The following is a 13,138-nucleotide window of genomic DNA, read 5'->3' on the forward strand; positions in this document are numbered from 1 at the left end:
ACCCCCGGAGGGACCAGCGGGTTTCGGCATTCGAACGCTTGCACTTTAGGGCGAGCTTGTCCTGAATTGTCGACGGGCTTGTAACGGCGGTTAGGGGGCGGATCGGACACGGGAAAGTCGGAGTCATGACCCACAACACCCCGCTCTCCCCGAGCACCCGCCCCCTCCGTCACCTGTCGCACGTACGACGCCGGGTACTGACCACCGCGCAACTGCGCGCGCACGGCATCGCGGCCGCCGAGGCCGGTGAGCAGTGCCGGCCCGGCGGGCCCTGGCAGCAGATCCTGCCGGGCGTGTTCCTGCTGCACCCGGGGCCGCCCACCAGCGAGGAGCGGCTGCACGCGGCCCTGCTCTACACGGCGAAGGAGCGGACGGCGACCGGAGTTCCGGCCCAGCCCGACTCCGAGGAGCCGTACCGGGAGCGAGGCCGGCCGGTCTACGCCGAGGCCATGATCACCGGCCTCGCCGCACTCGCCCTGCACGGGTTCGCGTCCGCGCCGCCGCTGCTGTCCCTCGGCACCCTCGACGTCCTGGTCCCCCGGCTGCGCCGACTGCGCTCCACGGGCTTCGTACGCATCGTCCGCTCCTCGGCGCTGCCGACGCCCGAGCTGGTCGACGGGCTCCCGGTCGCCCCGGTCCCCCGCGCCCTCGCCGACGCGGTCGCCGGACTCACGGACGGGGACGCCGTACGCCGGCTGCTGACGGACGCGGTGCGCGGCGGTCACTGTGAACCGGCGGCGGTGGTCCGGGAGTTGACCCAGGGCAGGCTGCTCGGCCGCCCGCATGTCGTGGACGCCGTCGACTCCCTGCTCGCCGAGGGCCGGGCGATCGCGGAACACCGTCTCTACCGGATGGTGCGCGAGTACGGCCTCCCGGACCCCGTCTGGAACGTCGACCTGCGTCTGCCGGGCGGCCCGCACCTCGGCGGTCTCGACGCCTACTGGCCCGACCACGCGGTGGCCGTGGAGCTGGACACGCGCGCCCCGCGCCCGGGACACCAGCAGGAGGACGACGCGCTGTGGTCGGAGTACGCCCGTAAGCGCGAGCACCTGGAGCGGCTGGGCATCACGGTCGTCCACATCACGCCGCGCAAACTGCGCGAGGCGCTCGACCAGCAGGCGACTGTCGTACGCACGGCTCTGATGGCGTCGGGGGACCGCGAGCCGGCGGCGTATGTCGTGGTGCTGCCGAGGTAGTGACGGACCTGGCAGAACCAGGAGGGGAGAGGAGGGGCCACCGGGAAACCGGGGGCCCCTCCTCGTGGGATCAGGTGCCGCAGTACTCCGCCTCGACGACCTTCATCGGGTCGCCGCTCCAGTCGCCGTTGAAGTTGAAGGCGAGCGAATGCCTGCCGTCTGCCGTGGTGACCGCCACGGAGCTGGAGCCGTGGATGCCGCCGCTGTGGCCCCAGACGGTGACCCCGCAGCTCAGCTCGTTCTCGATGAGGCCGAGTCCGTAACGCCCGCCCACGGCTCCGGCGGCGACAGTCGTCTTCATCTCGGCGAGCTGCTTGGCCGGAAGCACCTTGCCGCGCAGCAGTGCCGAGTAGAAGTGGTTCAGGTCGCCGGGGTTGGAGATGATCTCGCCGGCGGAGTTCGCCATCGAGGGGTTGAGCTCGGTGACGTCGTACACCTTGCCGCCGGCGTCCACGGCGAGCGTCGAATAGGCGCGGCTGCCGGGCCGAGGGACGGTGGGGTCCGTACCCGGCATGTACGTGCCGTGCAGCCCGAGCGGCTTGATGACGCGCCGCCGGACCTCGTCGCCGTACGAGTTGCCGGTCGCCTGCTTGATGACCATGCCGGCGATCGTGTAGTTGGTGTTCGAGTACCTCCAGTCCGCGCCCGGGGCGAACTCGGGCTTGTGGCCCATGGCGACCTTGACGATCTCGTTCGGCGTCCAGGTGCGGTACCGGTTCTTGAAGAAGCCCTCCGCGAGGAAGACCTCGCGCTGGAAATCGGGGTCCGATGTGTAGTTGAAGATGCCGCTGGTGTGGTTGAGGAGCTGGCGGAGCGTGATCCGGCGTCCGTCGTGGCCGTTGCCGCGTACGACTCCGGGGAGCCATTTGTCGACGGTGTCGTCCAGCGACAGCCGTCCCTCGGCCTCCAGTTGGAGCAGGACGGTCGCGACGAAGGTCTTCGTGATGCTGCCCGCCCTGAAGTTGTCCTGGGCGCTGCGCGGCTGCTTGGTCTTGAGGTTGCCGACCCCTGCGGCGGCTTTCCAGACACCGTGCCGGTCCTTGGCCTGGAGGGCAACGCCGGGTACGCCGTCGCCGACTGCGGCGTTCATGGCCGCGCGGGTGGCCTGGTGGCCGGCGCCCCGTTCGGCGGGTGCGGCCGCTGCCGCTGTCATCGCGGGTGCGGTGAACGCGCCTGCCGCTACGGCGATCGTCGCGGCCATTCCCATGAGCCTCTTGCTGCCCGGCCTCTTGTCGACTGCCATTCCGTTCCCCCTTGTTCAGGTTGCCGTCGGTCGGGGGGAGGGACCCGGCGGGCGGGCGTGAGGTTGCTCGGGGTGGGCCGGTTGAGCGACTTTCAGCCTTCGCGCAGGTGGAGACGGGCGCGCACGGTCTTTCCGACGCTCGCACGCAGGTACCAGTCCAGGGAGTCGGCGAGCTGCCGTACGACGATCAGTCCACGCCCTCGCTCACTGAGGTCCCGCGACCTGACCTCGGGGAACGCGAGTACCGGGTCGGACACCTCGATGCTGAGCGCGTTGTTGTCCAACTCCACGATGCGCAGGCGCAGTTCATGCCCGGGGATTCTGCCGTGCACGACGGCGTTGGCGACGAGCTCGGAGGTGACGAGAACGGCGTCTTCGATGTCGCCGGGCCAGTTCCACATGGTGAGGCGGCGACGAACGTGGAGCCGGGCGAGCCGGACGCTACGGAGGGTCATGGGGTAGCCCATGGTCCAGTCGTGCGTGAGGAGGGTGTGGTCGGGCATGGGGGCACCTTTCGGGCTGGGGTTGCCCATCTACGGTGACGAGGCTGTGCTGTCGACTGCAATCGAAACTCCACTGAAATTTCATGGAAGCTCAAAATGGACTATGCCGACATCTGCACATCGAGCTGCGCAAGCCGCGCACAGGGTGCAACACTCGACGCACGCACGTAGCCACACGCACAGCGATACGGGAGCAACGCACATGGCGGCCAAACGCGGACGCACAGGTCAGCGGCTCGAACTTGGGCTGCAGCTGCGCCAATTGAGGGAAGGCTGCGGTCTTGGTGACCGTGGGGGCGGGCTCACCCGGAAGCAGGCCGTACAAGGGCTTCGTATCTCCGAGGCATCCCTGCTGCGCATCGAGACGGGCGCACTGAACTTCCGCAACGTCGGTGATCTGCGCAAGCTCCTGGACAAGTACGGCGTCGACGACGAGGCCGTCATCGAAGCCCTGATCGCCCTCAACCGGGAGTCCGGCCACCAGGACTGGCTGACCCAGTTCCGGGGGCTCATGCCGGCCGGGATGCCCGGCTTTGTTGGCCTGGAGCCCGAGGCGCGGAGCATGCGGGCGTACCACCCGACGTTGATCTACGGGCTGCTCCAGACCAGACGCTACGCGGAGACCCTGCTCGAACTGCACAAGCCCGTCGAAGAAACCACTTCCGAATTCGTGCGAAGTAGCGTGGAGTTGCGGATGAAGCGGCAGGAGGTACTCACCCGGGACGACCCGGTGAGACTCCGCGTCATTCTCGGCGAGGCCGCCCTGCGATACCCGGTCGGAGGCGCTGATGTGATGCGCGAGCAGTTCAAGAAGCTGGTGGAGGTGAACTCGCGGGATCACATTACCGTCCAGGTGCTACCGTTCCGCGCCGGTTACCGCTCCGCGAACGACTTCGCGATCCTGGACCTCGGCGACGACCTCCCGCCGAGGGTGCAGATCGACAGCGCCTGGGGCGCGACCCACACGTCGGAAAAGCGCCGCGAAGTGGACAGGTTCATCCGGCGCTTCGACACGATGACCGCTTCGGCGCTCCCTCCCGAGGACACCCCTCACTTCCTGAACCAACTAGAACGAGAGCTGTAGGTCATGCCGACTCACCCCTCCGCACCCGAACTCGCCCCGGCCGAAGCCTGGTTCAAGTCGTCCTACAGCGACGGCACGGGCCAGAACTGCGTGGAAGCAGCCCACCTCACCGCATCCCCCGGCATAGGCATCCGAGACTCCAAGAACCCCACAGGTCCCGCCCTCCTGCTCCCCGCCACAGCCTGGGCCCCGTTCCTCGTGCACCTCCGTGGCGGGAAGCCGTAGGGGTCACCCCTTCTTCAACACCAGCTCCACGTTCCGATCCCCCGCCCCCCCCGACAGATCCACCCGCGCCCCCGGCGCGTTGAACGACAACTCCCGGTACAGGGCCGCAAGGCCCGTCTGGGACAGGTCGGTGTAGTCAGTGCGATGGGGGGCCGCCGATTCGACCAAGGTGGTGAACAGCGACAGCGTGCCGTCCTTGTTGTCCACCAGCTCTATCACCCGGGCCAGTTGGGGGAAGTCGATGTGTGACGCCGTCGAGATCTCCCAGAACGAGTGGTCGTCGGGGGCCGGGTGGGCCTTGATGACGTTGCGGTGGATGTGGCCGTTCACCCAGGCCAGGACGTTGCGGTGGCTCGCGAGGAGGGACACCAGGGCCGTGCCGTCGTAGCGGCGTTCGTTCGGGTGGGCCGGGTCGTGGTGGGTGTTCGTCATCGAGTCGCTGGTGTGGTGGCTGAAGACGATGGCGTACGAGCCGTCCTTCGCGGTCTCGCGCAGCGTCCGGTCCAGCCAGCGGACCTGGGCCGCGCCGATCGAGCCCTGGTAGTGGCCGCCCGGGTCGGTGGTGTCGATGCTGATGCCGATGACGTCGTCCGAGATGCGGAACGTGTAGTACTGGGTGCCGGAGTCGAGGTTGGCCGTCGAGTAGCCGTGGCCGACCGGGCCCACCCCCGCGTACGCCGGGTCCAGGTGCGCCTTCAGATAGTCGGCCCGGGTGTACGGGGCCCTCTTCTCGTCCGGGGTGACCGAGCGCAGGTCGCGGGTGTGGGCCTGGATCAGCTCGCGGAAGCGGAGGCCCCTGGGGTCGTCGGAGCTTCTGATCTGGTCCTGGAGTGCCTTGCTGCGTGCCGTCGGCAGATCCATCAGCTTCTTGCCGCCGACCGCGAAGTCGGTGAGGAAGGGGTCGCTGTGGGAGGCGTAGCAGCCGAGGGGCAGGGAGTCGTGGTTGCCGACGGTCGAGAACCAGGGCAGGTTCAGGCCGGGGCTGCGTACTTCTCGTATCGCCGCTTCGAGGAAGCCCTCGATGTGCGGGAAGCCCTGCTGCTTGTCGGAGTCGCGGGTGGCCGAGTCCGGCTGCCAGTAGAGCGGGAGGCCGCTGTTCTGGACGCCCTCGTAGTGGCGCGGGTCCCCGGTGTTCGGCGTCATCCGGCCGCCGCTCATCACCTTCATGAACCACTCCAGCTCGGAGTGCGCGTTGTTGTCCGTGTTGTCGCCGGTGGTCATCACGAAGTGGAGCGGCGAGCCGGTGACCGGCGCTCCGCGCAGCGCGTTGATCCGCTCGACGAGCGAGGTCGCGCCCTGGACCGTCAGTGCCTCGTGCGGGCGCCAGGCGTGCGGGTCGGCCGAACGCATGTACTCCAGGCGCAGCGGGTGCTGTACGTCGGTCAGGTGAAGGTCCGTGAACTGGACGAAGGCCGCCATCGTGGTCCGGCGGGCGGCGCGGCCCGACTTCGGCGACGCCAGCTCCGTACGCACCACCCGTTCCCACGCGCGGCCCTCGCCGAGCCGGCGGTAGCCGCCCGTGCCGAGGGGCGCGGAGACGGTGTTGAGGGTGGTGCCCCGGGTGAAGGGGGCGTGCGCGGCCGGTGCCGCCTGGTGGGGCACGGCCGGCCGGGCCTCGGCCGCGGTGGCCTGTGTTGCCGTGACGGCCGGGCTGTCACTGGGCCGCAGGGCGTAGCCGATGCCCGCGGAGGCGGACACCGCCCCGGCCGCGGCGAGTACCGTACGTCGATTGAGCCCTTGGGTGGAGCTTGCGACAGAGCGTGTGCGCGACATGGCGCGGTCTCCCCGAGTGCGAACGCGTCGGAAGTGGTCATCGGGCGATCGCAGTCGCGAACGTCCCGCTCACCCTGGATGCTTGGCACCGGGGGTGACCTGCGCGTGAACGAGGCAGCAACGGGCGACGCCGATCTCCGTACGTGGATCTTGGGGCCCCTCGCCCGTTCACGACCGCACGGCGAACGGCCCCAAGGCGGTCACTCCGCGTTCATCTGACGGGGTACGACCCGTCCCGTGACCGGCCGCTCCCGCCACAGCTCCAGCCCGACCCGCACCGTCCGTGCCCTCGGCAGCTCCGCCACCGCGTCCAGGTCGTGCCAGGCGGCGAGGTCCGTGGAGCCGTTCTCCTCCGGGCGGAGTTCGCCGCCGGTGACCAGACCCTCGTAGACCAAGGCCAGGCCCTGGTGGTCCGCCGGGCGCCACCGACGGTGGGTGAGGGTGCTGCGGCGGGAGTCGATGCCGAGCAGGCCCGTCACGTCGATCCGATAGCCCGTCTCCTCCATCAGCTCGCGGCGGACGGTGTCGTAGGGATCCTCGCCGTGTTCCATGCCGCCGCCCGGCAGCACCCATTCGTGGCCGCCGCGGCCGTCGGGGCTTCGGGCGAGCAGGATCTGTCCGTCACGGACGACGACGGCGTACGCGGCTACCCGCAACGACTTGCGCATATGGGGGACGTTAGCGTGCGGGGGCGGCGATGTTCATGTGGAATATCCCCGAACGAGGGTGTGTGCGGCGCCGGATGCGGGGGCAGACACCGAGTGCGAAACTTCGCGATTCGGACCCCATCCAGCCAAAGCGCATCGCGGGTTTTCCCCACTCGTTCATATAGTTTCGGTCAACCAACCCCAAACATCCGCCCCTTGGGTAAAGCTATGTGATCGTCCGGTGTCGATTCCGGACGCTTTTGGCCAAGGTCGATCAACTCGGCCGCTCAACGCATGCTCCTTTACCTACAAGGGATGCCGATGACCCTCACCCCTCAGCGCGCACCGATCTCGGGTGCGAGACGTGTGGCGCGTATAGCCGCGGCCGCCGGACTGGTGGCCGCGCTCTCCGCGGCGGGGCCCATACCCATGGCCTTCTCCGCGACCACGGCGGCGACCCCCGCCCCGGCCGACGCCTCCGTCAAGTCGGCCCACGACAAGCTCGGCTCCGACGACGCCGAACTCCTCTCCGAGGCCAAGGCCGACGGCGACAAGACCGTCACCATGATGATCGCCACCGCGCCGGGGCAGACCGAGCAGGTCGCCGCGCAGCTGGACGCGGTCCAGGGCGGCCTCGTCGGCCGCGCTTTCGACAAGGTCGGCTATGTGCGGGCGACCGTTCCGACCGCCAAGGCGGACTCGGCCATCGCCGCCGCGGCCAAGCTCTCCTCCGTGCACGGCATCGACCTGCGCCAGGACATCCCCCTGGACGACCCGACGCCGGCCGCCGACACCGCCTCCGCCCCCCAGGCGAGTGCCACCACCAAGACTTACGCGGCGCCGGACAAGAACACGCCCGCCAAGAACCCGTACAACCCGTCCTTCGAGACGGGCGCCGTCGACTTCGTGAAGAAGAACCCGAAGGCGGACGGCCGCGGCATCACCATCGGCATCCTCGACTCCGGTGTGGACCTGGCGCACCCCGCGCTGCAGAAGACCACCACCGGCGAGCGCAAGATCGTCGACTGGGTCACCTCCACCGACCCGGTCTCCGACGGCGACGGCAGCTGGCTGCGGCAGACGCGGGCGGTCGCCGGTCCGGCCTTCGCCATCACCACCGCCAGCCAGGGCACCGAGAACTTCACGGCGCCGGTCGGCGACTACAAGTTCAGCTACTTCGCCGAGTCCGCCACCGCCGGTGGCGACCAGCTCGGTGACGTCAACCGCGACGGCGACAAGACCGACGTCTGGGGCGTGCTGTACGACGCCGCCGCCGGCACGGTCACCGTCGACGTGAACGACAACCACGACTTCACCGACGACACGCCGATGAAGCCGTACAAGGACGGCTACCAGATCGGCTACTTCGGCACGGACAACCCGGCGACCGACGTCGCCGAGCGCATCCCGTTCGTCGTCGAGATCCGCAAGGACGTCGTCTACAACGCGGCCGGCGCCAAGGCCGACTACGCGAACATCGGCATGATCTCGTCCGAGCACGGCACCCACGTCGCCGGTATCACGGCGGCGAACAGCCTGTTCGGCGGCAAGATGAACGGCGCCGCGCCCGGCGCCAAGATCGTCTCGTCGCGCGCCTGCATCTTCGGCCCCGGCTGCACCAACGTCGCGCTGACCGAGGGCATGATCGACCTCGTCGTCAACCGTGGCGTCGACATCGTCAACATGTCGATCGGCGGCCTCCCGGCGCTGAACGACGGCAACAACGCGCGCTCCGAGCTGTACACGCGTCTGATCGACACGTACGGCGTCCAGCTCGTGATCTCGGCCGGCAACTCCGGCCCCGGCGCCAACACGATCGGTGACCCCGGTCTGGCCGACAAGGTCATCTCGGTCGGCGCGTCCATCTCCAAGGAGACCTGGGCGTCCAACTACGGCTCCATCGTCACCAAGAAGTACGCGATGATGCCGTTCTCCTCGCGCGGCCCGCGTGAGGACGGTGGCTTCACGCCGACGATCACCGCGCCCGGCGCCGCGATCAACACCACGCAGACCTGGCTGCCCGGCTCCCCGGTCGCCCAGGCGGGCTACACCCTCCCGGCCGGTTACTCGATGCTGCAGGGCACCTCGATGGCGTCCCCGCAGGCCGCGGGCGCCTCGGCGCTGCTGCTGTCGGCCGCCAAGCAGAGGCACATCGACCTCACCCCGACGATCCTCCGCACGGCCCTGACCACGCACGCCGATCACATCGAAGGTACGCAGGCGTACGAGGAAGGCGCCGGCCTCATCAACATCGTGGACGCGTGGCGGGCGATCAGCTCCGCCAAGGTCGAGGACGCCGCCCACGACTACACGGTCAAGGCCCCGGTCGACACCGCGATCGACTTCGCGCTGAAGACCCCGGGCTTCGGCACCGGCCTGTACGACCGCGAGGGCGGCCTCAAGGCCGGCGTCGAGAAGTCGTACGACATCACCGTGACGCGTACGTCCGGTCCCGCCAAGGCGGTCCGGCACGATCTGCACTTCAAGAACAACGCCGGTAGCACCTTCGAGATCGCCGGCTCCGAGCACGTCAAGCTGGAGCTGAACAAGCCGGTCACCATCAAGGTCACCGCGGAGTCGGACACGGCCGGCATCAAGAGCGCCATCCTTGAGCTCGACGACCCGAGGACGGATGGCGTCGACAAGCAGATCCTGACCACGGTCGTGATCTCGAAGCCGGTCAAGTACACGTTCGCCGCGTCGGGCTCGGTGCAGCGCAACAGCACCCAGTCCTACTTCCTGACCGTGCCCGAGGGCGCCAAGACCCTCGAGGTCGCGATCAGCGGACTGGCGGCCACCAGCCAGACCCGGTTCATCTCGATCCACCCGTACGGTGTCCCGGTCGAGGACACGGGCACCCCGTACTGCTACAGCAACTACCCGAACACCAACGGCTGCGCGCCCGACGTGCGTTCGTACCCGAACCCGCAGGCCGGTGTCTGGGAGGTCGAGGTCGAGTCGCGTCGTACGTCGCCGCTGCTCGACAACCCGTACAAGCTGAACGCCACCGTCCTGGGCGCGACCTTCGACCCGGACGTCGTGACCGTTCCCGAGGCCAAGGTCGGTACGCCGATCGCCGCCTCCTGGAAGGTGACGAACAACCTCGCGCCGGTCGACGGCAAGCTGGCCGGCGGTCCGCTGGGCTCGTCCCTGACCGCCCGTCCCACCATCGCCACCAACGAGACGCATACGACCACGGTCGAGGTGCCCGCGGGCGCCGCGTCCCTGGACGTCGCCATCGGCAACGTCTCCGACACGGCCGCCGACCTGGACCTCGTCGTGTACGACGCGGCCGGCAACCAGGTGGGCATCTCCGCCGACGGCGACTCGGAGGAGGCGGTCTCCATCGCCTCGCCCGCCGCCGGTACGTACACCGTCGAGGTCATCGGCTACGCGGTCCCGGCCGGCACCACGGCCTACGACTACCAGGACGTGTTCTACTCGTCCGCCCTGGGCTCCATCCAGGTCGCCGGCACCCCGGTGAAGCTCGGCACGGGCGCCTCGGCGACCGTCTCCGGCAACATCGTCGCCTCGGCCCCGGCGCCGGCCGGCCGTGAGTTCTTCGGCCAGGTGTCCCTGGTCAACGGGCACGGCACGGTCGCCGGTATCGGCAGCGTGAAGATCGAGAAGGTCACGCCGTAACACTGGGCACGACCACGGGGCGGGCGTCCGGTACCTGGTACCGGGCGCCCGTCCCCTTTGCGTTCACCGGCACTCGAGGGTGCGTGACGTGGGCAGCGCGGCCGTGATCCGGGCCCGTTCGGCGGCGATCTCCTTCTCGCCGACGGTCCAGGTGTCGGGGGATTCGGCGCCCGTCGGGATGCCGATCAGGGCGTGTTCGCCCACGGTCGGCCGAGGGTCGGTCTCGAGATCCATCACGAACGTCACCTCGGCCGGGCCCTTGTCCGGCTTGTAGTAGCGGGTCACGCGCAGGGTGACCCGCTCCTGGCCGGCGCCGGGTCCGAGGGCGACGGCGGTGACCGTGCCCTCGACGACCAGGCGGGCACAGGCGAGGTGTTGCGGGGTGGTCAGCGCGCCCGCGGCCGGGCCGCCGTCCTTGAGACCCGCGCCGCCGTCCTCGTCGCCGCCGCTCTGCGGGTCGAGCGAGTAGGACGGCGCGGAGTCGGCGGACGAGGTGGACGCCGAGTCCTCGACCCCCCTTCCGGCCTGTGCGAAGAGCCACACCGACCCTGCGGACAGGGCCCCCGCGGCGGTCACGGCGGCGACGCCGAGAGCGAGGGTGCGCAGCGGACGCCAGTACCGCCACTCCCGTACCGAGATCCGGGCCGGCTTCCGCACCCGCTCCGACACTGCCCCCTCCGCCGCCGTGTGTTCCCGCGACGTCAGGGCGTCCCCGATGAGCCCCAACTGCTCGCGCAGGAGCGCCACATCGGCCGCCGCCGACCAGTGCTCGGCCATGAAGTCGGCGTCCGTGAGGGCCTCTTCGGGCAGCGGATCGTCCGTCAGCGCGGCCATCAACGCGTCCACGCCGTCGTATTCGGCGGCCATGTCACACCACCTCGTCCTCGTGCAGGCGGGCGCGCAGTGCCCGTACCGCCGTGTGCAGCCTGCTCTTGACCGTGCCCTCGGGGATGCCGAGTTCCTTGGCGATCCCGCGTACCGGCAGGTCGGCGTAGAAGCGCAGGATCAGCACCTGGCGCTGGGGGTCGGGCAGGTCGTCGAGCCCCCGGCTGACGGCGAGGGAGAGCAGGCTCGTGTCCTCGCCGGAGGGGTGGGCCGCCGGCTGGCGCAGGGAGGCGAGCCGCTCCCCCAGGCGCTCCTGGCGGCGTTTGGCGCGGTGCCAGTCCATGGCGAGGTTGGAGGCGACGACCGCCGCCCACGCCGAGACGTCACGCGGTGCCTCGTATCCGTTCGCGGTGCGTTCCAGCAGCCGCAGGCGGACCTGCTGTACCCCGTCCAGCAGGTCCGCCTGCGGTACGCCGCCGAGGGCGAGCACCGCCCGGACCCTGCGCTCCTGCACCGCGTCCAGCGGGTCGCCATGGTCGCCCTCCTGGACGCGCCGGGCCTTTCTGCGCAGCACAGCACCCTCCCCCTCGCCGCGTTTCTCCTACGACGCCGAGGGCGGCCAAAACGTTCGGCCACCCCGGAGACGTACGTCACACCGTTACCGAAGCGAGACCCCGGCCCCGCCCGTCCCCGGCCGGCCGGTCCCGTACAGCTTCCGTCCGAGTGACCCCCTCGGGCGGGTTTCTCCAGCTCACAGCGGGTGTCACCGGAGGATCGTGTCCGCATGCCACGCCTGCCGCGTCCCAGTACTCGGGCATGCCGGGCAAAGGATTGGACATGTTCCCCAGGGTGGGACGCATGATGGAAATGCGCCGGTCGCGCATCGGTCAGGGTCACGCGATACGGCGCCGTACAAGCGCCGTACAACAGAAGGAGTCGCCGTGAGGGTCGGAATCGTCGGAGCCACCGGACAGGTCGGCACGGTCATGCGCAGGATCCTGGTCGAGCGCAAGTTCGTGATCGACGAGCTTCGGCTGTTCGCGTCGGCCCGGTCGGCGGGCTCGGTCCTCGACGGTGTGACGGTGGAGGACGCGGCGACGGCCGACTACACCGGCCTCGACATCGTGCTGTTCTCGGCGGGCGGCGCGACCTCCAAGGCGCTGGCGGAGAAGGTCGCCTCGCAGGGTGCCGTCGTGATCGACAACTCGTCGGCGTGGCGCCGGGACCCGGAGGTGCCCCTGGTCGTCTCCGAGGTGAACCCGCACGCGATCGTCGACCGTCCGAAGGGCATCATCGCCAACCCGAACTGCACGACGATGGCCGCGATGCCGGTCCTGCGGCCGCTGCACGCGGAGGCGGGCCTCGAGGCGCTGGTCGTCGCGACGTACCAGGCGGTGTCGGGTTCGGGGGTGGCCGGGGTGGCGGAGCTGCACGGGCAGGCGCAGAAGGTGGTCTCCGACGCCGACAAGCTGACGCACGACGGTTCGGCGGTCGACTTCCCCGAACCGCAGGTGTACAAGCGGCCGATCGCGTTCAATGTGCTGCCGCTGGCCGGGAGTGTCGTGGACGACGGTTCGTTCGAGACGGACGAGGAGCAGAAGCTCCGCAACGAGTCCCGCAAGATCCTGGAGATCCCGGAGCTGAAGGTGTCCGGTACGTGTGTCCGCGTCCCGGTGTTCTCGGGGCACTCCCTCCAGGTGAACGCGCGGTTCGCGCGTCCGCTGTCGGTGGAGCGGGCGACGGAGCTGCTGGCCGGGGCGCCCGGGGTCGTCCTCTCCGAGATCCCGACGCCGCTCGAGGCGGCCGGCAAGGACGCGTCCTTCGTGGGCCGCATCCGTGCCGACGAGACGTCGGAGAACGGGCTCGCGTTCTTCGTCTCCAACGACAACCTGCGCAAGGGCGCTGCGCTGAACGCGGTGCAGATCGCGGAGCTGGTGGCGGTGGAGCTGCGGGGTAAGTAGCCGCTCTTCTCGCCCCCGCCGCCCCTACCCGTTCCCATC

Annotated in this window: 11 protein-coding genes; 5 read left to right on the plus strand and 6 right to left on the minus strand. The window is 69.6% G+C overall.

Annotated features, from left to right (window positions below; genetic code table 11):
• The first annotated feature begins 125 nt into the window (after nt 1-125).
• Entirely contained in the window at nt 126-1,196 is a 1,071-nt protein-coding gene (locus ABZ855_RS30930; protein ID WP_360812426.1) for a hypothetical protein, read from the plus strand.
• A gap of 70 nt (nt 1,197-1,266) precedes the next feature.
• Here ABZ855_RS30930 and ABZ855_RS30935 read toward each other — a convergent pair whose 3' ends face one another.
• Together ABZ855_RS30935 and ABZ855_RS30940 are read right to left on the minus strand one after the other, a co-directional pair.
• Complete coding sequence (locus ABZ855_RS30935) at nt 1,267-2,397, minus strand: serine hydrolase domain-containing protein (protein WP_360812575.1); 1,131 nt, start codon at nt 2,395-2,397, stop codon at nt 1,267-1,269.
• A gap of 134 nt (nt 2,398-2,531) precedes the next feature.
• Nucleotides 2,532-2,942 (minus strand): ATP-binding protein, encoded by a 411-nt coding sequence (locus tag ABZ855_RS30940; protein WP_360812428.1) that lies wholly within the window; start codon nt 2,940-2,942, stop codon nt 2,532-2,534.
• Nucleotides 2,943-3,144: 202 nt separating this feature from the next.
• Between ABZ855_RS30940 and ABZ855_RS30945 the strand changes: the two genes are divergently transcribed.
• Both ABZ855_RS30945 and ABZ855_RS30950 read left to right on the plus strand, forming a co-directional pair.
• On the plus strand, nt 3,145-4,026 hold the full coding sequence (locus ABZ855_RS30945; RefSeq protein WP_360812430.1) for a helix-turn-helix transcriptional regulator: 882 nt from the start codon (nt 3,145-3,147) through the stop codon (nt 4,024-4,026).
• A gap of 3 nt (nt 4,027-4,029) precedes the next feature.
• Nucleotides 4,030-4,251: a DUF397 domain-containing protein gene (locus ABZ855_RS30950; RefSeq protein ID WP_360812432.1), complete on the plus strand. Its 222-nt coding sequence runs from the start codon at nt 4,030-4,032 to the stop codon at nt 4,249-4,251.
• Nucleotides 4,252-4,254: 3 nt separating this feature from the next.
• Here ABZ855_RS30950 and ABZ855_RS30955 read toward each other — a convergent pair whose 3' ends face one another.
• Nucleotides 4,255-6,024, minus strand: a complete 1,770-nt coding sequence (locus ABZ855_RS30955; RefSeq protein WP_360812434.1) for a TIGR03767 family metallophosphoesterase — start codon at nt 6,022-6,024, stop codon at nt 4,255-4,257.
• Nucleotides 6,025-6,224: 200 nt separating this feature from the next.
• Nucleotides 6,225-6,692 (minus strand): NUDIX hydrolase, encoded by a 468-nt coding sequence (locus ABZ855_RS30960; protein ID WP_360812436.1) that lies wholly within the window; start codon nt 6,690-6,692, stop codon nt 6,225-6,227.
• A gap of 300 nt (nt 6,693-6,992) precedes the next feature.
• On the opposite strand from ABZ855_RS30960, the gene ABZ855_RS30965 reads away from it, so the two are divergent.
• A complete protein-coding gene (locus ABZ855_RS30965; protein ID WP_360812438.1) occupies nt 6,993-10,313 on the plus strand; it encodes a S8 family serine peptidase in 3,321 nt (1,106 codons plus the stop codon).
• Nucleotides 10,314-10,376: 63 nt separating this feature from the next.
• Here ABZ855_RS30965 and ABZ855_RS30970 read toward each other — a convergent pair whose 3' ends face one another.
• Together ABZ855_RS30970 and ABZ855_RS30975 are read right to left on the minus strand one after the other, a co-directional pair.
• Complete coding sequence (locus tag ABZ855_RS30970; RefSeq protein ID WP_360812440.1) at nt 10,377-11,180, minus strand: hypothetical protein; 804 nt, start codon at nt 11,178-11,180, stop codon at nt 10,377-10,379.
• A gap of 1 nt (nt 11,181) precedes the next feature.
• The gene (locus ABZ855_RS30975) at nt 11,182-11,712 is read right to left on the minus strand and encodes a sigma-70 family RNA polymerase sigma factor (protein ID WP_360812442.1); all 531 of its coding nucleotides are present in this window, start codon (nt 11,710-11,712) and stop codon (nt 11,182-11,184) included.
• Between the two features lie 367 nt (nt 11,713-12,079).
• On the opposite strand from ABZ855_RS30975, the gene ABZ855_RS30980 reads away from it, so the two are divergent.
• A complete protein-coding gene (locus ABZ855_RS30980; RefSeq protein ID WP_360812444.1) occupies nt 12,080-13,099 on the plus strand; it encodes an aspartate-semialdehyde dehydrogenase in 1,020 nt (339 codons plus the stop codon).
• Nucleotides 13,100-13,138 lie beyond the last annotated feature (39 nt).

Origin of the sequence: Streptomyces sp. NPDC047042, assembly GCF_040644035.1 — a bacterium.
Taxonomy (GTDB): domain Bacteria; phylum Actinomycetota; class Actinomycetes; order Streptomycetales; family Streptomycetaceae; genus Streptomyces.

What these genes read in the sequence shown, in the direction of transcription:
- ABZ855_RS30930 (WP_360812426.1), top strand. Translation starts at nt 126, where the DNA reads ATGACCCACAACACCCCGCTCTCCCCGAGCACCCGCCCCCTCCGTCAC.
- ABZ855_RS30935 (WP_360812575.1), bottom strand. Translation starts at nt 2,397, where the DNA reads ATGGCCGCGACGATCGCCGTAGCGGCAGGCGCGTTCACCGCACCCGCG.
- ABZ855_RS30940 (WP_360812428.1), bottom strand. Translation starts at nt 2,942, where the DNA reads ATGCCCGACCACACCCTCCTCACGCACGACTGGACCATGGGCTACCCC.
- ABZ855_RS30945 (WP_360812430.1), top strand. Translation starts at nt 3,145, where the DNA reads ATGGCGGCCAAACGCGGACGCACAGGTCAGCGGCTCGAACTTGGGCTG.
- ABZ855_RS30950 (WP_360812432.1), top strand. Translation starts at nt 4,030, where the DNA reads ATGCCGACTCACCCCTCCGCACCCGAACTCGCCCCGGCCGAAGCCTGG.
- ABZ855_RS30955 (WP_360812434.1), bottom strand. Translation starts at nt 6,024, where the DNA reads ATGTCGCGCACACGCTCTGTCGCAAGCTCCACCCAAGGGCTCAATCGA.
- ABZ855_RS30960 (WP_360812436.1), bottom strand. Translation starts at nt 6,692, where the DNA reads ATGCGCAAGTCGTTGCGGGTAGCCGCGTACGCCGTCGTCGTCCGTGAC.
- ABZ855_RS30965 (WP_360812438.1), top strand. Translation starts at nt 6,993, where the DNA reads ATGACCCTCACCCCTCAGCGCGCACCGATCTCGGGTGCGAGACGTGTG.
- ABZ855_RS30970 (WP_360812440.1), bottom strand. Translation starts at nt 11,180, where the DNA reads ATGGCCGCCGAATACGACGGCGTGGACGCGTTGATGGCCGCGCTGACG.